This is a genomic window from Streptomyces sp. NPDC058274, assembly GCF_042881375.1.
In the GTDB taxonomy this organism is placed as follows: Bacteria; Actinomycetota; Actinomycetes; order Streptomycetales; family Streptomycetaceae; genus Streptomyces.
This window is the reverse complement of record NZ_JBHVXW010000010.1, coordinates 87,348-107,628: the sequence shown is the minus strand read 5'-3', so window position 1 is coordinate 107,628 and position 20,281 is coordinate 87,348. Positions and strand designations below refer to the sequence as shown.

20 protein-coding genes are annotated in these 20,281 nt (G+C 69.9%); 12 read left to right on the top strand and 8 right to left on the bottom strand.

Going from position 1 to position 20,281, the window contains the following annotated elements:
* Nucleotides 1-22: 22 nt before the first annotated feature.
* The 3 genes from ACFVYF_RS21195 (at nucleotide 23) to ACFVYF_RS21185 (ending at nucleotide 5,678) form a co-directional block, all read left to right on the top strand.
* The gene (locus tag ACFVYF_RS21195; protein ID WP_389457427.1) at nucleotides 23-1,123 is read left to right on the top strand and encodes an ATP-binding protein; all 1,101 of its coding nucleotides are present in this window, start codon (nucleotides 23-25) and stop codon (nucleotides 1,121-1,123) included.
* A gap of 280 nt (nucleotides 1,124-1,403) precedes the next feature.
* The gene (locus ACFVYF_RS21190; protein WP_389457426.1) at nucleotides 1,404-5,225 is read left to right on the top strand and encodes a multifunctional oxoglutarate decarboxylase/oxoglutarate dehydrogenase thiamine pyrophosphate-binding subunit/dihydrolipoyllysine-residue succinyltransferase subunit; all 3,822 of its coding nucleotides are present in this window, start codon (nucleotides 1,404-1,406) and stop codon (nucleotides 5,223-5,225) included.
* A 267-nt stretch (nucleotides 5,226-5,492) separates the two neighbouring features.
* A complete protein-coding gene (locus ACFVYF_RS21185; protein ID WP_351218853.1) occupies nucleotides 5,493-5,678 on the top strand; it encodes a DUF6104 family protein in 186 nt (61 codons plus the stop codon).
* Between the two features lie 69 nt (nucleotides 5,679-5,747).
* Here ACFVYF_RS21185 and ACFVYF_RS21180 read toward each other — a convergent pair whose 3' ends face one another.
* On the bottom strand, nucleotides 5,748-6,578 hold the full coding sequence (locus ACFVYF_RS21180; protein ID WP_389457424.1) for a hypothetical protein: 831 nt from the start codon (nucleotides 6,576-6,578) through the stop codon (nucleotides 5,748-5,750).
* 158 nt (nucleotides 6,579-6,736) lie between these two features.
* Here ACFVYF_RS21180 and ACFVYF_RS21175 point away from each other — a divergent pair, with 158 nt between their 5' ends.
* Together ACFVYF_RS21175 and ACFVYF_RS21170 are read left to right on the top strand one after the other, a co-directional pair.
* A complete protein-coding gene (locus ACFVYF_RS21175) occupies nucleotides 6,737-7,642 on the top strand; it encodes a DUF4097 domain-containing protein (protein WP_389457422.1) in 906 nt (301 codons plus the stop codon).
* A gap of 1 nt (nucleotide 7,643) precedes the next feature.
* Nucleotides 7,644-8,747, top strand: a complete 1,104-nt coding sequence (locus ACFVYF_RS21170; RefSeq protein WP_389457420.1) for a helix-turn-helix transcriptional regulator — start codon at nucleotides 7,644-7,646, stop codon at nucleotides 8,745-8,747.
* Nucleotides 8,748-9,395: 648 nt separating this feature from the next.
* Here the strand turns inward: ACFVYF_RS21170 and ACFVYF_RS21165 are convergent.
* The 4 genes from ACFVYF_RS21165 to ACFVYF_RS21150 form a co-directional block, all read right to left on the bottom strand.
* Entirely contained in the window at nucleotides 9,396-9,959 is a 564-nt protein-coding gene (locus tag ACFVYF_RS21165) for a Clp protease N-terminal domain-containing protein (protein ID WP_389457419.1), read from the bottom strand.
* On the bottom strand, nucleotides 9,959-10,168 hold the full coding sequence (locus tag ACFVYF_RS21160) for a helix-turn-helix domain-containing protein (protein WP_148010429.1): 210 nt from the start codon (nucleotides 10,166-10,168) through the stop codon (nucleotides 9,959-9,961). Before ACFVYF_RS21160 ends, ACFVYF_RS21165 begins: the two co-directional genes overlap by 1 nt.
* Before the next feature lie 226 nt (nucleotides 10,169-10,394).
* Nucleotides 10,395-11,360, bottom strand: coding sequence for a zinc-binding dehydrogenase (locus tag ACFVYF_RS21155; RefSeq protein WP_389457417.1), 966 nt, complete (start codon nucleotides 11,358-11,360; stop codon nucleotides 10,395-10,397).
* 377 nt (nucleotides 11,361-11,737) lie between these two features.
* The gene (locus ACFVYF_RS21150) at nucleotides 11,738-12,961 is read right to left on the bottom strand and encodes an NADP-dependent malic enzyme (RefSeq protein WP_383279489.1); all 1,224 of its coding nucleotides are present in this window, start codon (nucleotides 12,959-12,961) and stop codon (nucleotides 11,738-11,740) included.
* A gap of 540 nt (nucleotides 12,962-13,501) precedes the next feature.
* Here ACFVYF_RS21150 and ACFVYF_RS21145 point away from each other — a divergent pair.
* The 3 genes from ACFVYF_RS21145 to ACFVYF_RS21135 are packed head-to-tail and all read left to right on the top strand — an operon-like array spanning nucleotide 13,502 to nucleotide 16,215.
* Nucleotides 13,502-14,455 (top strand): ABC transporter substrate-binding protein, encoded by a 954-nt coding sequence (locus ACFVYF_RS21145; RefSeq protein WP_389457415.1) that lies wholly within the window; start codon nucleotides 13,502-13,504, stop codon nucleotides 14,453-14,455.
* A 33-nt stretch (nucleotides 14,456-14,488) separates the two neighbouring features.
* On the top strand, nucleotides 14,489-15,427 hold the full coding sequence (locus tag ACFVYF_RS21140) for an amino acid ABC transporter permease (protein ID WP_389457413.1): 939 nt from the start codon (nucleotides 14,489-14,491) through the stop codon (nucleotides 15,425-15,427).
* Nucleotides 15,424-16,215: an amino acid ABC transporter ATP-binding protein gene (locus ACFVYF_RS21135; RefSeq protein ID WP_389457411.1), complete on the top strand. Its 792-nt coding sequence runs from the start codon at nucleotides 15,424-15,426 to the stop codon at nucleotides 16,213-16,215. The genes ACFVYF_RS21140 and ACFVYF_RS21135 overlap by 4 nt, the downstream gene beginning before the upstream one ends.
* Before the next feature lie 189 nt (nucleotides 16,216-16,404).
* Here the strand turns inward: ACFVYF_RS21135 and ACFVYF_RS21130 are convergent, their stop codons facing one another.
* Complete coding sequence (locus tag ACFVYF_RS21130; RefSeq protein ID WP_389457409.1) at nucleotides 16,405-17,184, bottom strand: class I SAM-dependent methyltransferase; 780 nt, start codon at nucleotides 17,182-17,184, stop codon at nucleotides 16,405-16,407.
* Nucleotides 17,185-17,284: 100 nt separating this feature from the next.
* Here ACFVYF_RS21130 and ACFVYF_RS21125 point away from each other — a divergent pair, with 100 nt between their 5' ends.
* On the top strand, nucleotides 17,285-17,914 hold the full coding sequence (locus ACFVYF_RS21125) for a CGNR zinc finger domain-containing protein (protein WP_389457407.1): 630 nt from the start codon (nucleotides 17,285-17,287) through the stop codon (nucleotides 17,912-17,914).
* Here the strand turns inward: ACFVYF_RS21125 and sodX are convergent.
* Complete coding sequence (gene sodX / locus ACFVYF_RS21120) at nucleotides 17,818-18,252, bottom strand: nickel-type superoxide dismutase maturation protease (protein ID WP_389457405.1); 435 nt, start codon at nucleotides 18,250-18,252, stop codon at nucleotides 17,818-17,820. The two genes, ACFVYF_RS21125 and sodX, sit on opposite strands and share 97 nt — an antisense overlap.
* 145 nt (nucleotides 18,253-18,397) lie before the next feature.
* Here sodX and sodN point away from each other — a divergent pair, with 145 nt between their 5' ends.
* The 3 genes from sodN to ACFVYF_RS21105 all read left to right on the top strand — a co-directional run bounded on the left by sodN (nucleotide 18,398) and on the right by ACFVYF_RS21105 (nucleotide 19,880).
* Nucleotides 18,398-18,793 carry a superoxide dismutase, Ni gene (sodN, locus tag ACFVYF_RS21115; RefSeq protein WP_389457403.1) on the top strand — a complete coding sequence of 132 codons (396 nt, stop codon included), beginning with the start codon at nucleotides 18,398-18,400 and terminating at the stop codon, nucleotides 18,791-18,793.
* Between the two features lie 199 nt (nucleotides 18,794-18,992).
* Nucleotides 18,993-19,418 (top strand): helix-turn-helix transcriptional regulator, encoded by a 426-nt coding sequence (locus tag ACFVYF_RS21110; protein ID WP_389457401.1) that lies wholly within the window; start codon nucleotides 18,993-18,995, stop codon nucleotides 19,416-19,418.
* Nucleotides 19,419-19,463: 45 nt separating this feature from the next.
* Nucleotides 19,464-19,880 carry a VOC family protein gene (locus ACFVYF_RS21105; RefSeq protein ID WP_389457399.1) on the top strand — a complete coding sequence of 139 codons (417 nt, stop codon included), beginning with the start codon at nucleotides 19,464-19,466 and terminating at the stop codon, nucleotides 19,878-19,880.
* A 51-nt stretch (nucleotides 19,881-19,931) separates the two neighbouring features.
* Here the strand turns inward: ACFVYF_RS21105 and ACFVYF_RS21100 are convergent, their stop codons facing one another.
* The gene (locus tag ACFVYF_RS21100) at nucleotides 19,932-20,279 is read right to left on the bottom strand and encodes a DUF952 domain-containing protein (RefSeq protein WP_389457397.1); all 348 of its coding nucleotides are present in this window, start codon (nucleotides 20,277-20,279) and stop codon (nucleotides 19,932-19,934) included.
* Between the last annotated feature and the right edge of the window lie 2 nt (nucleotides 20,280-20,281).

The following is a 20,281-nucleotide window of genomic DNA, read 5'->3' as shown; positions in this document are numbered from 1 at the left end:
ACCTGTTGAGGGGGCTGCTGTGATGAGCGGGTTCGGGGAGCGCAAGAACGCGGGTCCCTGGGGTGGTCTGCGCCCCTTCTCGATCAAGACGAAGCTCGGCACGCTGGTCGTCGTCGCGGTCTTCATCACCACGGGTCTGCTGATGATCGCGGTGCGCACCGAGACCGAGGTGCGCTTCATCACGGTCTTCTCGATGATCGCCACACTGCTGATAACGCAGTTCGTGGCGCATTCGCTCACCGCGCCCCTGGACGAGATGAACACCGTCGCCCGGTCCATCTCGCACGGCGACTACACGCGCCGCGTCAGCGAGGGCCGCCGGGACGAACTCGGCGACCTGGCCCAGACGATCAACCTGATGGCGGACGAGCTGGAGGCCCAGGACCGCCAGCGCAAGGAGCTCGTGGCGAACGTCTCGCACGAGCTGCGCACCCCCATCGCCGGCCTCCGCGCGGTCCTGGAGAACGTCGTCGACGGCGTGTCCGCGGCCGACCCGGAGACGATGCGTACGGCCCTGAAGCAGACGGAGCGCCTGGGACGGCTCGTCGAGACGCTCCTGGACCTGTCCCGGCTCGACAACGGCGTCGTACCGCTGAAACGGCGCCGCTTCGAGGTCTGGCCCTATCTGTCCGGCGTCCTGAAGGAGGCCAACATGGTCTCCTCCGCGCGCGCGGGCATCGCCTCGGGCTCCGGGAGCCACACGCGTACGGACGTCCATCTGCACCTCGACGTGTCCCCGCCCGAGCTGACCGCGCACGCGGACCCGGAGCGGATCCACCAGGTCGTCGCCAACCTCATCGACAACGCGGTCAAGCACAGCCCGCCGCACGGCCGCGTGACGGTGAAGGCGCGCCGGGGTCCGTCCCCGGAGTCGCTGGACCTGGAGGTGCTGGACGAGGGTCCGGGCATTCCGAAGTCGGAGTGGCACCGCGTCTTCGAGCGGTTCAACCGCGGCGGTGTCCCCGCGCCGCACGGACCGGGCAGCGACGGCGGTACGGGTCTGGGGCTCGCCATCGCCCGCTGGGCGGTCGATCTGCACGGCGGCCGGATCGGAGTGGCCGAATCCCAGCGGGGCTGCCGGATCCAGGTCACCCTTCCGGGCCTGCCTTCACTGCCGAGTTGACGTAGGGTTCGAAGCGGAGCCACAAGATCCATGAACGTCCGCACTGACGGACACGTGTGATCAGGGAGAGGCCCGCGCCTGCAGGGCCGTGGGGTCAGGTCGACGTACCCGTTCCGCATCGGAACCCCGCTTGTTTCCCGCCATTTCAACCCCCGAAACACGCTTTCCGATGTGACTTACGCGACGATGACCGGCCCGGTCTGACTTCCCCGGCCTGGGAGGCGTAGCCTTTATTCCCGCTGTCCATCACCTTGTGAAGCGGAAGAGGGCGGTTGCCGCCGTGTCGCCACAGTCCCCCAGTAACTCGAGCATCTCGACCGATGACCAAGCCGGGAAGAACCCCGCCGCTGCGTTCGGTCCCAATGAGTGGCTCGTCGACGAGATCTATCAGCAGTACCTCCAGGACCCGAATTCGGTAGACCGAGCCTGGTGGGACTTCTTCGCCGACTACAAGCCGGGCGGCGCGGCCGCCCCGGCTCCGTCGGGTACTGCGGCCGCGGGGGCCGCAGGTACCGCCACAGCGGCTCCTGCCGCGCCCGCAGCACCGGCCCAGGCCGCACCGGCGGCGCCCGCCGCTCCGGCTCAGGCCGCTCCGGCCCCCGCCGCACCCGTCGCACCCGCGGCGCCGAAGCCCGCGGCTGCCGCACCGGCTCCGGCCAAGGCCGCCCCGGCTCCCGCGAAGGCCGCTCCGGCCGCCGCGAAGCCGAAGGCCGCGCCCGCGACCGAGGCCGCCGAGGGCCCCGAGTACGTGACACTGCGCGGACCGGCCGGTGCCGTCGCGAAGAACATGAACGCCTCGCTGGAGCTGCCCACGGCCACGTCCGTGCGCGCCGTCCCGGTGAAGCTGCTCTTCGACAACCGCATCGTCATCAACAACCACCTGAAGCGCGCCCGGGGCGGGAAGATCTCCTTCACCCACCTCATCGGCTACGCGATGGTGCAGGCCATCAAGGCCATGCCGTCGATGAACTGGCACTACGCGGAGAAGGACGGGAAGCCCACCCTCGTCAAGCCGCCGCACGTCAACTTCGGCCTCGCCATCGACCTGGTGAAGCCCAACGGAGACCGCCAGCTCGTCGTCGCCGGCATCAAGAAGGCCGAGACGCTGAACTTCTTCGAGTTCTGGCAGGCCTACGAGGACATCGTCCGCCGGGCCCGTGACGGCAAGCTGACGATGGACGACTTCACCGGTGTCACGGTCTCGCTGACCAACCCCGGCGGCCTCGGCACCGTCCACTCGGTCCCGCGTCTGATGCCCGGCCAGTCGGTCATCATGGGCGTCGGCTCGATGGACTACCCGGCGGAGTTCCAGGGCACCTCCCAGGACACCCTGAACAAGCTCGGCATCTCGAAGGTCATGACGCTCACGTCGACCTACGACCACCGGGTCATCCAGGGCGCCGCGTCCGGCGAGTTCCTGCGGATCGTCGCGAACCTCCTGCTCGGCGAGAACGGCTTCTTCGACGAGATCTTCGAGGCGCTGCGCATCCCCTACGAGCCGGTCCGCTGGCTCAAGGACATCGACGCCTCGCACGACGACGACGTCACGAAGGCCGCCCGCGTCTTCGAGCTGATCCACTCCTACCGGGTCCGCGGCCACGTCATGGCCGACACCGACCCGCTGGAGTACCGCCAGCGCAAGCACCCCGACCTGGACATCACCGAGCACGGTCTGACGCTCTGGGACCTGGAGCGCGAGTTCGCCGTCGGCGGCTTCGCCGGCAAGTCCCTGATGAAGCTGCGCGACATCCTCGGTGTGCTGCGCGACTCGTACTGCCGCACCACCGGCGTCGAGTTCATGCACATCCAGGACCCCAAGCAGCGCAAGTGGATCCAGGACCGCATCGAGCGCTCGCACACCAAGCCGGAGCGCGAGGAGCAGCTGCGCATCCTGCGCCGGCTGAACGCGGCAGAGGCTTTCGAGACCTTCCTGCAGACGAAGTACGTCGGCCAGAAGCGCTTCTCCCTCGAGGGCGGCGAGTCCGTCATCCCGCTGCTGGACGCCGTCCTCGACAGCGCCGCCGAGTCGCGCCTCGACGAGGTCGTCATCGGCATGGCCCACCGCGGCCGGCTGAACGTCCTCGCCAACATCGTCGGCAAGTCGTACGCGCAGATCTTCCGCGAGTTCGAGGGCAACCTCGACCCGAAGTCGATGCACGGCTCCGGTGACGTCAAGTACCACCTGGGCGCCGAGGGCACCTTCACCGGTCTCGACGGCGAGCAGATCAAGGTCTCGCTGGCCGCCAACCCCTCGCACCTGGAGGCGGTCGACCCGATCCTCGAGGGCATCGCCCGCGCCAAGCAGGACATCATCAACAAGGGCGGCACGGACTTCACGGTCCTGCCGGTCGCCCTGCACGGTGACGCGGCCTTCGCCGGCCAGGGCGTCGTGGCCGAGACGCTCAACATGTCCCAGCTGCGCGGCTACCGCACCGGTGGCACGGTCCACGTCGTCATCAACAACCAGGTCGGCTTCACCGCCGCCCCGGAGTCCTCGCGCTCCTCGATGTACGCCACCGACGTGGCCCGCATGATCGAGGCGCCGATCTTCCACGTGAACGGCGACGACCCCGAGGCCGTCGTCCGCGTCGCTCGCCTGGCCTTCGAGTTCCGCCAGGCGTTCAACAAGGACGTCGTCATCGACCTCATCTGCTACCGCCGCCGCGGTCACAACGAGTCGGACAACCCGGCGTTCACGCAGCCCCTGATGTACGACCTGATCGACAAGAAGCGCTCGGTGCGCAAGCTCTACACCGAGTCCCTCATCGGTCGCGGCGACATCACCCTGGAAGAGGCCGAGCAGGCTCTGCAGGACTACCAGGGCCAGCTGGAGAAGGTCTTCACGGAGGTCCGTGAGGCGACGTCGCAGCCGGGCGAGGCGCCCGTCTCCGACCCGCAGGCCCAGTTCCCGGTCGCCGTGAACACCGCGGTCTCCGCGGAGGTCGTCAAGCGCATCGCCGAGTCCCAGGTCAACATCCCCGACCGGGTCACCGTCCACCCGCGTCTGCTGCCCCAGCTGCAGCGCCGCGCGGCGATGGTCGAGGACGGCACGATCGACTGGGGCATGGGCGAGACGCTCGCGATCGGCTCGCTGCTGCTCGAGGGCACCCCGGTCCGGCTGTCGGGCCAGGACTCCCGCCGCGGCACGTTCGGCCAGCGCCACGCGGTCCTCATCGACCGTGAGACGGGCGAGGACTTCACGCCGCTGCTGTACCTCTCCGAGGACCAGGCGCGCTACAACTGCTACGACTCGCTGCTCTCCGAGTACGCGGCGATGGGCTTCGAGTACGGCTACTCGCTGGCCCGTCCCGAGTCGCTGGTCATGTGGGAGGCGCAGTTCGGCGACTTCGTCAACGGCGCTCAGACGGTCGTCGACGAGTTCATCTCGTCGGCCGAGCAGAAGTGGGGCCAGACGTCCGGCGTCACCCTGCTCCTCCCGCACGGCTACGAGGGCCAGGGTCCCGACCACTCGTCGGCCCGCCCGGAGCGCTTCCTCCAGCTGTGCGCGCAGAACAACATGACGGTCGCCATGCCGACCCTGCCGTCGAACTACTTCCACCTCCTGCGGTGGCAGGTGCACAACCCGCACCACAAGCCGCTGGTGGTCTTCACGCCGAAGTCGATGCTGCGCCTCAAGGCGGCGGCCTCGAAGGCGGAGGAGTTCACGACGGGTCAGTTCCGTCCGGTCATCGGCGACGCGTCCGCCGACCCGGCCGCGGTCCGCAAGGTCGTCTTCTGCGCCGGCAAGGTCTACTACGACCTGGAGGCCGAGCGCACCAAGCGCGGCGTCACGGACACGGCCATCATCCGCATCGAGCGCCTGTACCCCCTCCCGGGTGCGGAGCTCCAGGCGGAGATCGCCAAGTACCCGAACGCCGAGAAGTACCTGTGGGCCCAGGAGGAGCCGGCGAACCAGGGCGCGTGGCCCTTCATCGCCCTCAACCTGATCGACCACCTGGACCTGGCGGTCGGCGCGGACGTCCCGCACGGCGAGCGCCTGCGCCGCATCTCCCGCCCGCACGGGTCCTCCCCGGCGGTCGGCTCGGCGAAGCGCCACCAGGCCGAGCAGGAGCAGCTGGTACGCGAGGTGTTCGAGGCGTGAGCCTCTGAGCACCGCTGAGAGGCGCGAGCCTCTCGGCCCAGCCCGATGGATCAAGGGGCCGGCCCCATCGCCTTGTCGAGGCGGTGGGGCCGGTTCTGTTGTCCGGTACGGGATCCGGGCCGGCACGGGATCCCGGCCGGTACGGGATCCCGGCCGGTACAGGGTCGTCCGGTACGGGGTCCGGGTGGGTGCGGCGCCGGGCACCGGGCCGCATAACCTGGAGGGGTACGACCCGTGGCCGGCAGGCCCAGCCCCAGGAGAGCATCCGTGTACTTCACCGACCGTGGCATCGAGGAACTGGCGAAGCGGCGCGGCGAGGAAGAGGTCACCTTCGAGTGGCTTGCCGAGCAGCTGCGTACGTTCGTCGATCTCAATCCGGACTTCGAGGTGCCCGTCGAGCGGCTCGCGACCTGGCTGGCGCGGCTGGACGACGACGAGGACGAGGACGAGTAGGGCTTCGAGCAGGGCTTCGCCTCCGGTGAGGTCACGCGCGCGTGAGCCGGCCCCCAAGGTGGGCGGGTGTCAGTCGAAGGCGCGTACCCGGTCGTACGCGAATCCCAGGGCACCGTGGGTCAGGAGCAACGCCCCCGCCGCGATCCAGCCCATGCTGCGGCGGCGTACTCCGTAGAGCGTGACGGGCAGGCCCGTGGCCAGCTGGGCCGTGGTCAGTGCACGGGCTCTCGGGCCGCGGGTCCAGGGGCCGAGACTGCCGTTTTGGACTACGTCGAGCTGCGCGCGGGCGGCTTCGCGCCGGCCGGACCAGGAGACCGGGCGGGTGCCGGGCAGCTCCCGGGCTGCCTGCAGGAGTCGGTCGGCGGGGGTGCCCGGGGCGAGACCGGCGGGGAGGGCCATCCCCGCGCGCGTGAGGACGGCGAGCAGTCCGCGCAGCCGGGCCCGGGCGTCGGCCGCGGAGTCGGGTTGCGTCAGCTGCTCCAGGTCCTGCATGTCCAGCACGGGATCGAGGCCGAGGCGGGCGGCGAAGGTGCGCATCGCCTCGTCCTCGCCGACCGGTGTGCCGTTCGCGAGCCATTCGTAGCCGACGGTGCGGCGGAATCCGGAGGCGAGGGTGCAGCCGCTGCGGTCGGCGTCCCACCACAGGGCCAGTACGGGCCAGGGGGCGCCGACGGCGAGGGCGGCGGCCCAGCCGGTCAGGACGCGGTCGACCGGTTCCTCGCCGTTCAGCCACGGTCTGCCCTCGGGGACGAGCACGCTCCAGTCGTCGCCCGCGCCGGTGAGCAGCATCCCTTCGCGCAGCAGCTGGGCGGCGGCGCCGACGGCCTCGGGCTGCGCCCGGCACAGCAGCAGCGCGCCGGCGGCGGCCGAGGCGGAGGGTTCGTCGCGGAGGGTCGGCATGGTCATACGTTAGGTCGGCTTCGTCGCCACATGCCCCTTTTATTCACGCACTTGCCACCGGATCGAGTGTCTTGACTTTCCGTATCCGCGATATATCGTGTTCATTGGAAGACGCGATATGGCGCGTCGTGTTCCGTCCGGCCGAGGAGGTCTGCCCCATGCCCGAGTGGTCCGTCGCAGAAGCGAGGAAGCTGACCTTCGACGCCCCCGTGACGGCACTCCACGTGCGCATCGTCAACGGAACGGTGAACGTGGTGGGCACCGACGAGAGTTCCGCCCGCCTGGAAGTGTCCGAGCTGGAGGGGCCGCCGCTGATGGTGTCCCAGAAGGGCGGCACGCTGACCGTCGCCTATGAGGACCTGCCCTGGAAGGGCTTCCTCAAGTGGCTCGACCGCAAGGGCTGGCGCCGCAGCGCGGTGGTCTCGCTGGCCGTCCCGGCGAGCACCCGGGTCGAGGTCGGCGTGGTCGGCGCGGCGGCCGTGGTCTCCGGCACGGACGAGCGGGTCGAGGTGAAGGGGGTCACCGGTGACACGACGCTCGTCGGCGTCTCGGGACCCGTCCGCGTGGACACGGTGTCCGGGAATCTCGAGGCCCAGGCCGTCACCGGCGACCTCCGCTTCAACTCCGTCTCCGGCGATCTGACCGTCGTCGAGGGCTCGGGCTCCTCCGTGCGGGCCGAATCGGTGAGCGGCTCGATGATCGTGGACCTGGACGCCACGGGCACCCCCACCGACGTCCAGCTGTCGAACGTCTCGGGTGAGATCGCCATCCGCCTGCCCCACCCGGCGGACGCGGAGGTGGAGGCGAACACCGCGTCCGGCACGGTCTCCAGCGCTTTCGAGGATCTCCGGGTCGGCGGGCAGTGGGGCGCCAAGAAGATCACCGGCAGGCTCGGCGCGGGCAACGGAAAGCTGAGGGCCATGACCGTCTCCGGCTCCATCGCCCTGCTGCGACGGCCTCCCGCGGAGGAGGATGCGCCGGCCGGCGGCCCGGTCGGGTCCTCGGCCCGTGGACCCGCCGATGGCCCGGCCGGTGCCGCCCCGACCGACAAGAAGGTGCTCTGAGATGCCCCCCGTCTTCGCCCATGGCCGCCTGCGGCTCTATCTGCTGAAGCTGCTCGACGAGGCGCCACGCCACGGGTACGAGGTGATCCGGCTCCTGGAGGAGCGTTTCCAGGGGCTGTACGCACCCTCGGCCGGCACCGTCTACCCGCGGCTGGCCAAGCTGGAGACCGAGGGACTGGTCACGCACACCACCGAGGGCGGCCGCAAGGTGTACGCGATCACCGACGCGGGCCGTGCCGAACTGGCCGACCGCAGCGGTGAGCTGGCCGACCTGGAGCTGGAGATCCGCGAGTCGGTCGCCGAGCTGGCCGCCGAGATCCGCGCCGATGTACGGGGCGCGGCGGGCGACTTGCGGCGCGAGATGCGGGCGGCCGCCGTGGAGGCCCAGCGGGGCCCCACGGGCGGCACCGGGTCCCCGACCCACGACGGCCCGGCGGGCGGAGCCGGCACCTTCGGCGAGGAGTCCTGGCGGATCGCGAAGGAGGAGATGCGGCGCGCCAAGCAGGAGTGGAAGGAGCAGGCCCGGCGCGCGAAGGACGAGAGCCGGCGAGCCCGGGACGAGGCCCAGCGGGCCCGGCGCCAGGCCAAGGAAGCGCAGGAGAAGGCGCGCGTCCAGGCTCAGGAGGAGATGCAGCGCATGGCCAAGCGGGTCCAGGAGCAGGTCCAGGACCACTTCGTGCGCGGCGACTGGCCGACGGGCGTGCGCGAGGGACTGAGCGAACTCGCCAAGGAATTCGGCGAGTTCGGTAAGGACTTCGGAAAGGACTTCAGCAAGGGACTCGGCAAGGACTTCGGCTTCGGCCGCACGGGGACGACCACCGAGCCGACAGCGGAGCACGAGTACGGGGCCGGGGCCGGGGCGGAGCCCGAGTACACGGTCACCCGCGAGGACTTCCCCGCGGCGTACGAGCCGTCCTGGGCCCACGAGGACTCGACCGGCGACCCCAGCCGCGATCTCGACCGCCTCCTGGACCGTTTCCGCGACGACATCCGCGACGCGGCCCGCGACCACGGGGTGACCGAGGACCAGCTCCGCGAGACCCGCCGCCACTTGTCGACGGCCGCGGCACACATCGGGGCGGCCCTGCGCACCCCGAAGCCGTGACAGCCACTTGACGGGTGGGCGCGCCCTGGGGAGCGCCGTTGCCCTTCACCGGGGACGGTTGGCCTCCCGGGCAGGGTTGGCCCTTCCAGGCGCCGTTGGCCCTCCCGGGGACGGTTGGCCTTCCCAGGCACCGTTGGCCCTCCCGGGGACGGTTGGCCTTCCCAGGCACCGTTGGCCCTCCCAGGCACGGTTGGCCTTTCCGGGCACGGTTGGCCCTCCCAGCTCCGTTGGCCCTCCCGGGGACGGTTGGCCTTCCCAGGCACCGTTGGCCCTCCCGGGCACGGTTGGCCTTCCCAGGCACCGTTGGCCCTCCCAGGCACGGTTGGCCTTTCCGGGCACGGTTGGCCCTCCCAGCTCCGTTGGCCCTCCCGGGCACGGTTGGCCCTTCCAGGCGCCGTTGACCCTCCCGGGCACGGTTGGCCTACCCAGGCGCCGTTGACCCTCCCGAGCACGGTTGGCCCTTCCAGGCACCGTTGACCTACCTAGGCGCCGTCGCCCCTCCCGCCGTCGCCGCGGGCGGCCGTGGAGGGGCGAGCCCTTCGGGTGACGGGGCCTCAAGACCCCGTCGGTCGCGAGTCGACCGCGCCCCGCCGGCGCCCCCATCGCGCCACCGCCGCGCCCCGCCACACCCCCACCCCCGCCCCGGCTTCACCCCGCCTTCGCCGCACCCCCGCCCCACAGCACCCGCCGCACGCCGTCGTACGTCACCCCGTGATCGGCGAGCACCTCGGCGGGGACGCCGGGGCGGGCCGTGAGGGCGAGCAGAAGGTGCTCGTCGCCGATGTGCCGGTCGTGGTGGGCGATGGCGATCCGGAGGGCCTCGGCGAGGAGATCCTTGGCCCCCTGGGAGAACGGGCGACGCCCGGACCACCGGCCGCCGTCCTTGCTGCCGCCCGCCAACGCGCCGGCCCCATGGGCCTCTTCGACCCGGGAGATGATCTCGGTGAGGTCGATGCCGAGCCCGGACAGGGCGTCCGCGTCGGCTCGGGAGAGCCCTCCGCGGCGACGCGCCTCGGCCAGCGCCCCGGCGACGGAGTCGCGACAGTCGGCCGGCCCGAGCGAGGCCAGGGCGAAGGAAGCGCGGCTCCCCTCCCGGTCGAGAAGGGCGAGGAGCATGTGCGCCTCCTCGACCCGGGTCTCCCCCGACCGCTCTCGGTGCTCGACCGCGCCCATGACCACGGCGCGGGCATCCTTGGTGAAGCGCTCGAACATCACTGCCTCCCGTACTTCTTGTGCACGGCCTGTCTGCTGACACCGAGTTCCGCGGCGATCTCCTGCCACGACCACCCCTGATGGCGCGCACTGCGCACCTGCACGGCTTCCAGCTGCTCCAGCAACCTCCGCAGCGCGGAGACCGCCCGCAGCCCGATCCGCGGATCGCGGTCACCCGCCCGCTCGGCGAGATCCGTAGCTTCGGTCATGACGTCAACCTACGTTGACACCAAGATCATGTCAACCATAGTTGACATGCCGGGGTGGGGACACGCGAACGGCGGGCCCGGTGAACCGAACCCGCCGCGCACGAAGAAGCAGACCGCCGGAGAACAGGCAGCCGGAGAAGCAGACCGCCGAGGAAGCGAACAGCCAGACAGGCAGACAACCGCCAGCCCGTCGTCAGCCCGTCGTCAGCCCGTCGTCAGCCCGTCGTCAGCCCGTCGTCAGCACGATCTTTCCGAACTGGTCACCCGACTCGATCCGTTCGAAGCCCTCCCGGGCGCGGTCGAGCGGAAGCACCTCGTCGATGACAGGTCGTACGCCGGTCGCGGCACAGAAGGACAGCAGGTCCTCCAGCTCGTCCTTGGTGCCCATCGTGGAGCCGACGACCTTGAGCTCGAGGAAGAAGATCCGCGTCAGTTCGGCGTGCGAGGGGCGGTCGCCGCTGGTGGCGCCGGAGATGACCAGAGTGCCGCCGGGACGCAGGGACTTGACCGAGTGTGACCAAGTGGCCGCGCCCACGGTCTCGATGACGGCGTCCACACGCTGCGGCAGCCGCGCGCCGGACTCCAGGGCTTCCACGGCGCCGAGTTCGACGGCCCGCTTGCGCTTGGCCTCGTCACGGCTGGTGGCGAAGACCCGCAGACCGGCGGCCTTGCCCAGCACGATCGCGGCGGTCGCGACACCGCCGCCGGCGCCCTGCACGAGGACGGAGTCGCCGGGGCGTACACCCGCGTTGGTGAAGAGCATGCGGTACGCCGTGAGCCAGGCCGTCGGCAGGCACGCGGCCTCTTCGAAGGAGAGCTCCCTGGGCTTGGGCAGGACGTTCCACGTCGGTACGGAGACCTGCTCGGCGAAGGTGCCCTGGTAGCGCTCGGTGAGGATGGAGCGGGGCTCGTCCGGGCCGACGCCGTGGCCGGTCTGGCCGATGACCGAGTGCAGGACGACTTCGTTGCCCGCCTCGTCGACGCCGGCGGCGTCGCAGCCGAGGATCATCGGGAGTTTGTCCTCGGCGAGGCCGACGCCGCGCAGGGACCACAGGTCGTGGTGGTTGAGGGAGGCGGCCCGGACGTTCACGGTCGTCCAGCCGGGCCTCTGTCCGGGGGCCGGGCGCTCCCCCAACTCCAGACCGTTGAGCGGCTGGTCACGGTCGATTCGGGCGGCATAGGCAGCGAACATGACCTTGACGATAGGCTCCGCCCCTCCCCGACGGAACCACGTCCCCGTGTGACACGCGTCCCGTACCTGGCGCTCCGCCCCCAGACCCCCCGTATCGCGCTTCGCGCTCGTCCTCAAGCGCCGGACGGGCTGAAATCTTCCCCCGCCCGGAACGAAAGAGCTCACCGCCCGCAGGCAAAGAGTCGCGGGGGCACGATCCAGCCCCTCCGGCGCTTGAGGAGCGGGGTCTGGGGCGGAGCCCCAGGTACGGGACGGGCAGGGGCGGAGGGGGCGAAAACCACCCGCCCGGACGACCCCCCGGGTAAAAACTCGGCGGACCCCCGAAGCAAAAAATGGCCCCGCCGGAGAATCCCGGCGGGGCCATTGGAGCCAAGGGCTCAGCGACGAGCCACACCCTCCGCCCGCGCGGCCGCGGCCACCGCCGCGGTCACCGCCGGAGCGACCCGCTCGTCGAACGGCGAGGGGATCACATAGTCCGCCGCAAGGTCGTCCCCGACCACCGCGGCCAGCGCCTCGGCCGCCGCGATCTTCATCGTCTCCGTGATCCGGGAGGCCCGGACCTGGAGCGCACCGGCGAAGATGCCGGGGAAGGCGAGCACGTTGTTGATCTGGTTCGGGAAGTCGGAGCGCCCGGTCGCGACCACGGCCGCGTACTTGTGGGCGATCTCCGGGTGCACCTCGGGGTCCGGGTTGGCCATGGCGAACACGAACGCGCCCTCGGCCATGGAAGCCACCGCGGGCTCCGGCACCGTACCGCCGGAGACGCCGATGAAGACGTCCGCGCCGGCCAGCGCCGATTCCAGCGACCCCGAGATGCCGGCCTTGTTGGTGATCTCGGCGAGCTCCCGCTTGACCGGCGTCAGGTCGTCCCGGTCCCGGGACACGACGCCCTTGCGGTCCGCGACGGCGACATCGCCGAGGCCCGCCTCCAGGAGGAACTTGGCGATGGCGACTCCGGCCGCACCCGCGCCCGAGATCACCGCGCGCAGCTCGCCCAGCGACCGTCCGGTCAGCCGCGCGGCGTTGCGCAGGGCCGCCAGGGTGACGACGGCGGTCCCGTGCTGGTCGTCGTGGAACACCGGGATGTCGAGGCGCTCCTGGAGCTGCCGCTCGATCTCGAAGCACCGCGGTGCCGAGATGTCCTCGAGGTTCACCCCGCCGAACGACGGCGCCAGCCGGACCACGGTCTCGACGATCTCGTCGACATCCGTGCAGGCGAGCGCGATCGGCACCGCGTCGACCCCGCCGAACTGCTTGAACAGAATCGCCTTGCCCTCCATCACGGGGAGCGAGGCCTCCGGGCCGATGTCACCGAGTCCGAGCACGGCCGTACCGTCGGTGACGACGGCGACGACGGACGACTTCCACGTGTAGTCGTGCACCAGTTCCGGCTGCTCGGCGATGGCGCTGCACACCTTCGCGACGCCGGGCGTGTACGCCAGGGACAGGTCGTCCTTGTCACGGACGGGCACGGTGGCCTGCACGGCCATCTTGCCGCCACGATGCAGCGCGAATGCCGGGTCGAAGGAATCGAGGGGCTCCGCCCCGCCGTCCTGATCCGTACTGCTGTCGCTGCGAGGATTGACGATCTCCGCTGCCACTTTGTTTTACCCCTTAAGTCTTCAAGGTTTGAGGGTGACCACTCCTGGTTGAGGGGTGGGCGGGCACCGCGTAGGCCCTGCCGCCGTGGTTGCGTACGGGCGGCTACGCGACGGGCGCGCCGCACACGCGCCCTGAGCCCCGGATGAGGGGTGTAAGGATCCTTCTTACCGGACGGACCGTGCCGGGGACGAGTCCATAACGCGAAGGTCACATACCGGAGACCTGACTCATCACCGAATCTGCAGACACGTCCTCGAATGCTCCTCAAGCGCCGCAAGTGCGCAGAAGCGGCCGCCCGCAGGGCGGGATACACCGAAGATCTTCCGGCCGGAAGGAGGGATTCCCGCACAAGGTCCGGCCTTGATGTACCGGCATGGTGCGGTTCGACGGTCACCCGTTATCCGATTTTGACATAGCTGGTCACCTGAATGCCTAAGTCCGAATGGCAAGATGCCGTCATCACACGAGGTCGCGACACCCGAAGGTGTGTGTTCTCGTCGACCCATCGGCAACTCCCTCATCCGCCGGAGGAACCCACCATGACCGCAAGCACCACCCGTCGTACCCCCGCCGCTCGGTCCCGGATAGCAGCGGTCGGTGCGATCGCGGTCGCCGGCGCCCTGCTGCTCACCGGTTGCGGTGACCAGACCAAGGACTCGGGCTCGGACAGCACGAAGACGAGCTCCGCCCCGCTGGCGGACAAGCTCCCCCAGGCCATCCGGGACAAGGGCGTCATCAAGGTCGGCTCGGACATCGCGTACGCGCCGGTCGAGTTCAAGGACAGCTCCGGCAAGACCGTGGGCATCGACCCCGACCTCGCGGACGCTCTGGGCAAGCAGCTCGGCGTGAAGTTCCAGTTCGAGAACGGCACGTTCGACACCCTGCTGACCGGCCTGCGCTCGAAGCGCTACGACATGGCGATGTCGGCCATGACGGACACCAAGGACCGTCAGGAGGGCATCGACTCCGACACCGGCAAGAAGGTCGGCGAGGGCGTCGACTTCGTCGACTACTTCACCGCGGGCGTCTCGATCTACACGCCCAAGGGCAAGACCGAGGGCATCAAGACCTGGTCCGACCTGTGCGGCAAGAAGATCGTGCTGCAGCGCGGCACGGTCTCCGAGGACCTCGCCAAGGCCGAGTCCAAGAAGTGCACCGGTGGCAAGAAGATCGCCATCGAGGCCTACGACAACGACCAGCAGGCCCAGACCCGGCTGCGCGCCGGCGGCGCCGACGCCGGTTCCTCCGACTTCCCGGTGGCCGCGTACGCCGTGAAGACCTCGGGCGGCGGCAAGGACTTCGAGATCGTCGGCGACCAGGTCGAGGCCGCGCCGTACGGCATCGCGGTCGCCAAGTCCAACACCCAGCTGCGGGACGCCCTGAAGGCCGCGCTCGACGCGATCATCAAGGACGGCTCGTACGACAAGGTCATCTCCAAGTGGGGTGTCGAGGCGGGCGCGGTCAAGACGGCCACGATCAACGGCGGCAAGTGACCGCGACTGCAGCGGCGCTGAAAGGCAACATCCGTGACTGCTGACATCGACAAGACGACGGACCCCGAGGACACTCCCCCGGCCGGACCGGAAGCCATCAAGGCCATCCCGGTCAGGCACTACGGGCGCTATGTCTCCGCCGTCATCGCGATCGCGATCCTGGTCTCGATCATCTACGCGTTCGGCCAGGGCAAGATCAACTGGCATGCCGTACCGGACTACTTCTTCGATCACCGCATCCTCACGGGCGTCGGCAAGACGCTCCTGCTGACGGTGCTGTCGATGCTGATCGGCATCGTCGGCGGCATCATGCTGGCCGTGATGCGGCTGTCGAAGAACCCGGTGACGTCGTCCATCGCCTGGTTCTACATCTGGTTCTTCCGCGGCACCCCGGTCCTGGTCCAGCTGATCCTCTGGTTCAACCTGGGCCTGGTCTTCGAGTACATCAACCTCGGTCCGATCTACAAGGACTACTGGTCGAGCTTCATGACGCCGCTGCTGACGGCGCTCCTGGGCCTCGGCCTGAACGAGGCCGCCTACATGGCGGAGATCTGCCGCGCCGGTCTGCTCTCGGTCGACGAGGGCCAGACCGAGGCGTCGCACGCGCTCGGCATGAGCCACAGCAAGACCCTGCGCCGGATCGTGATCCCGCAGGCGATGCGCGTGATCGTGCCGCCCACGGGCAACGAGGTCATCAACATGCTGAAGACCACCTCGCTGGTGTCGGTGGTCCAGTATCCGGAGCTCCTGCGCTACGCCCAGGACATCGGCCAGACCTCCGGCGCACCGGTGGAGATGCTCTTCCTGGCCGCCGCCTGGTACCTGATCATGACCTCGGTCCTCAGCATCGGGCAGTACTACGTCGAGCGGTACTACGCACGCGGCTCCAGCCGGAGTCTGCCGAACACACCGTTCCAGAAGATCAAGGCCAACATGCTGTCGCTGGGCCGTCCGAGGGGAGGCACGGCATGACCGCCAACGTGACCAAGGCGGACGCCGCCACACCGATGGTGAAGTCCGAGGGTGTCCACAAGTCGTTCGGCGCCGTGGAAGTCCTCAAGGGCATCGACCTGGAGGTGAAGTCCGGCGAGGTCTTCTGCCTCATCGGCCCCTCCGGCTCCGGCAAGTCGACCTTCCTGCGGTGCATCAACCACCTGGAGAAGGTCAACGCCGGCCGCCTGTACGTCGACGGGGAGCTGGTCGGCTATCGCCAGAAGGGCGACAAGCTGTACGAGCTCAAGGACAGCGAAGTCGCCCTCAAGCGCCGGGACATCGGCATGGTCTTCCAGCGCTTCAACCTGTTCCCGCACATGACGGCCCTGGAGAACGTCATCGAGGCGCCGGTCCAGGTCAAGGGCGTCAGCCGGGCCCAGGCGCGGGAACGCGCGGGTCAGCTGCTGGAGCGCGTCGGCCTCGCCGACAAGGCGAAGAGCTACCCCTCTCAGCTCTCCGGCGGCCAGCAGCAGCGGGTCGCGATCGCCCGTGCGCTGGCGATGGACCCGAAGCTGATGCTCTTCGACGAGCCGACCTCGGCGCTCGACCCGGAGCTGGTCGGTGACGTCCTCGACGTCATGCGCGACCTCGCCGAGTCCGGGATGACGATGATCGTCGTCACGCACGAGATGGGCTTCGCGCGCGAGGTCGGCGACTCGCTGGTGTTCATGGACGGCGGTGTGGTGGTCGAGGCCGGCAACCCCCGTGACGTACTGACCAATCCGCAGCACGAGCGGACGCAGTCGTTCCTGTCCAAGGTGCTCTGACCTGTCCGGAGTGCTCTGACGGTTCTCCTCGAAAGGGCGGTACGGGATCCCCGTACCGCCCTTTCGCGTTGCGGGTACCGCCCTTTCGCGTGTGCCGGTACCGGCCTTTCACGTGTGCCGGCCCCAGGGGGCACAAGGCGGAGGCGGTACGGGGATCCCGTACCGCCTCGAAGTCCCTTGCCGCTACGCCTACTTGACCGCCAGGACCAGCGCGTCCGAGGGCGAGCGCCACACCGTGCGGGCCTCGCCGAAGCCCTTCTCCCGCAGGACTCGCGCGTGCCACTCGGCGGACGGGGTGTCACCGTCGGCGTGCTCCCCGTAGATCTCGAAGCGCCGGGCGGTGGGGGCGGCGAGGACGGGGTCCTTGCCGGCCAGCTCCCACCATTCGGCCCAGTCGAGGGCGCCGTTCTTCTTGGCCTGATCCATGCGCACGTGCCGCTGCGCGCGCTCCGCCTCGTTGATCCGGGGCGTGCTCTCGTCGATCATGTGGTCGGCGTTCATGAAGACACCGCCGTCGCGGACGATTCCCGCGATCCGGCCGTAGAGGACCGCGAGGGGTTCGCTGTGCAGCCAGTGCAGGGCGGTGGCGGTCAGGACGGCGTCGTACGTGTCGTACGGCAGCCGCGAGGTCCACTCCGGGTCCTTCAGGTCGGCGGTGACGAAGGAGACCCGGTCGTCGCCCTCGAAGGTGCCCCGGGCGATGGCGAGCAGCGCCGGGTCGAGGTCGACACCGGTGCTGGTGGCGTTCGGGAAGCGGGCGAGCAGCCGGGCCGTGATGGTGCCCGTGCCGCAGGCGAGGTCGAGGACCCGGGGCGCGGTGCCGGCCAGCGCCTCGACCATGTCCAGCATCACCCGGAAGCGCTCCTCGCGGTCCGGCATGTACCACTCCTGCTGCCGGTCCCAGCTCTCCTGCCACGCCTGCCAGTCGGTTCTGGCCGTCGTCGTGTCCGTTCCGGTCCCGCTCGTCATGGCAGCCCCTTCTTCACTCCGCCGCGTAATACCCTGTAAGCACAGTCATCTGTTACTCGACCGCAGTCACGACGATAGAGCGCCCCAGTAAGGACTACAAGTGGAACTGGCCTATTACTCGGATTACGCCGTACGCCTCGTCAACAGCGAGGAGCCGGCCCGGGGCAAGGACGCGCTCACCTCGGTCGAGGCCATCCGTGACCTCTTCGTGGGGAACACGCTGGCGGCCCGGCGGGCCTCGGACGCGGACGTCACCCGCTTCCGTTCCGTACGGGCCAGGCTGCGCGCGGTCTTCGAGGCGGCCGACTCGGGCGACGAGACCCTCGCCGTGGACCTGCTGAACTCGCTGCTCCTGGAGTTCCCGGTGAGCCCCCAGATCTCGGGCCACGACTACCGGGACGACAACGGGCGCCCGCTGTGGCACATGCACCTGGCGGACCATCCGTCGAACGTGACGGCCGGCTACGCGGCGATCGCCGCGATGGGCCTGGCGTTCCACCTCACCGAATACGGCGTCGACCGGCTCGGCCTGTGCGAGGCCGCACCCTGCCGCAACGCCTTCCTGGACACCTCGACGAACCGCTCCCGGCGCTACTGCTCCGACCGCTGCGCCACCCGCGCCAACGTGGCGGCCTACCGCGCCCGCAAGCGCCTGGAGGCGGACCGGTCCGAGAGCACGGGCCTGGCCGCGGACCAGGCCCAGCGGGCGAGCGCCAGCGGCGAACGCTGACCGCGCCTCAGCGGGCGGTAGCGAAAGCGCACCTTCGCGAGCACCAGGTCCTCGGGCACGGTGCCGTAGTCGGTGCTGTCCCCGCCCGCGAACGCGTTGTCGCCGAGGACCCACCAGCCGCCCTCGCGCCGCTCCGCCACCCGCTTGACCACGAGCAGGTCCTGCTGGAACGGATGGCGCAGCACCACCACGTCACCGGGCCGGACCCGCGCCCCGTACTGCACGACGAGCCGGTCCCCGTGATGGAGCGTGGGCACCATCGACGGGCCGGTCACCTCGGCCGTCCCGAACGGCAGGACGGCCCTCCCGCCCTCGGTCTCCTGCGACAGCTCCGGCATCGCCGGCACCTCCCCGGTCCTATCCTCCACCAGTCCCAGTCTCACCCTGGACTTTTGTCCTAAGCCCCTGGGGGCACTCGCGAAATCCCTTCTCCTACGGAGTAATGTCCCACCTGAGAAGACGATCACGAGGAAGGACAGCTGAATGCTTTCCCGCCTGTTTGCCCCCAAGGTCAAGGTCAGCGCGCACTGCGACCTGCCCTGTGGCGTGTACGACCCGGCCCAGGCCCGCATCGAGGCCGAGTCGGTGAAGGCCGTCCAGGAAAAGATCGCCGGAAACGACGACCCGCACTTCCAGGCCCGCGCCATCGTCATCAAGGAGCAGCGCGCGGAGCTCGCCAAGCACCACGTGTCGGTGCTCTGGAGCGACTACTTCAAGCCCCCGCACTTCGAGAAGTACCCGGAGCTGCACCAGCTGGTCAACGACACCCTCAAGGCCCTCTCGGCCGCGAAGGCGTCCACCGACCCGGCCACGGGCCAGAAGGCGCTGGACTACATCGCCCAGATCGACAAGATCTTCTGGGAGACCAAGAAGGCCTGATCTTTGATCACACCACCCGGCCTGCGGCTTCTTCCGCCGCCCGGTCTGCCGGTCCGCACCCGGTCCGCATGCCGCCGCTCCTGGCGATCATGACGGACCGGGTGCGGCCTTCTTTCCGCGGCCGAGGCATCGGTCGAGTCGGGCCCCCGAGTTCCTGGGTCCGCCCCGGAGACCGGCGGCTCCATGGCATCCTGAGGACGTGACGCTGGAGGACCTGGCCCGGCTGCGGCGGGCGCGTGACCGGATGGACCGCGAGTACGCGGAGCCGCTGGACGTACCCGGGATCGCGCGTACCGCGCTGATGTCACCCGGCCACTTCCAACGCAGCTTCCGGGCGGCCTTCGGCGAGACGCCGTACAGCTATCTGATGACCCGTCGCGTCGAGCGGGCCAAAGCGCTGCTGCGGCGGGGCGACATGACGGTCACGGAGGTCTGCTTCGCCGTGGGGTGTACGTCGCTCGGGTCGTTCAGCTCCCGCTTCACGGAACTGGTGGGCGAGACCCCCAGCGCGTACCGGGCCCGTCCGCACGACCACGGGGCCCCGATCCCGTCCTGCATCGCCCAGCGGCTGACCCGCCCGTCCCGGCACCGCCGCCACGAAGGCGAACCGGGCTCGCGGCTCTAGGTCCCTCAGTGCCCCGAACGCCCAGGCAGGCCCTAGCGTGAGCGCATGGATCTCAAACTGTCTCAGTGCTTCATCGCCGTGGACGACCATGACAAGGCGCTCGCGTTCTACCGTGACGTGCTGGGTCTCGAAGTGCGCAACGACGTCGGCTTCGAGGGGATGCGCTGGGTGACCGTCGGCTCGCCGCTCCAGCCGGACGTGGAGATCGTCCTGGAGCCGCCGGCGGCGGACCCGGACACGTCACCGGCCGACAAGCAGGCGATGGCCGAGCTGCTCGCCAAGGGCGTCCTGCGGGGCGTGATCTTCTCGACCACCGACTGCGACGCCCTGTTCGAGCGGGTCCGGACCTCCGGCGCCGAGGTCCTCCAGGAGCCGATCGATCAGCCCTACGGCGTGCGCGACTGCGCCTTCCGTGACCCGGCGGGCAACCTGCTGCGGTTCAACGAACGCCGGTCCGGCTGAAGGGCTCCGAGCCCGCGGTCCGCTCTCCGGCCCCGTACCCGCTCAAGGACTTCAGCCCGTACGGGGCTGGCCGCGGTCCCACTCCTCGACGTCCACGACGGCCGTCACCGGGATCGGCCCGTAGATGTGCGGGAACTCCTCGGCGCCGGGCTCCGGGGCCTCGTAGCGGATCGGGGCCGCGAGCCGATCGGGGTCGATGACCAGCACCACCAGGTCGTCGGGCCCGGTGTAGGAGCCGTACAGGAATGCGGCCACGGCGGGGAGCTGGCGGCGCAGCGAGCAGTGGATGAAGCCCTCCTCCTGGAGGGTGCGGCCGCGGGTGGACATCTCGTACGTGCCCCAGGCGGTGGCCGCCTCCCACAGGGAGCGTTCGGTGATGTGCAGCAGAGGTTCGGACATAC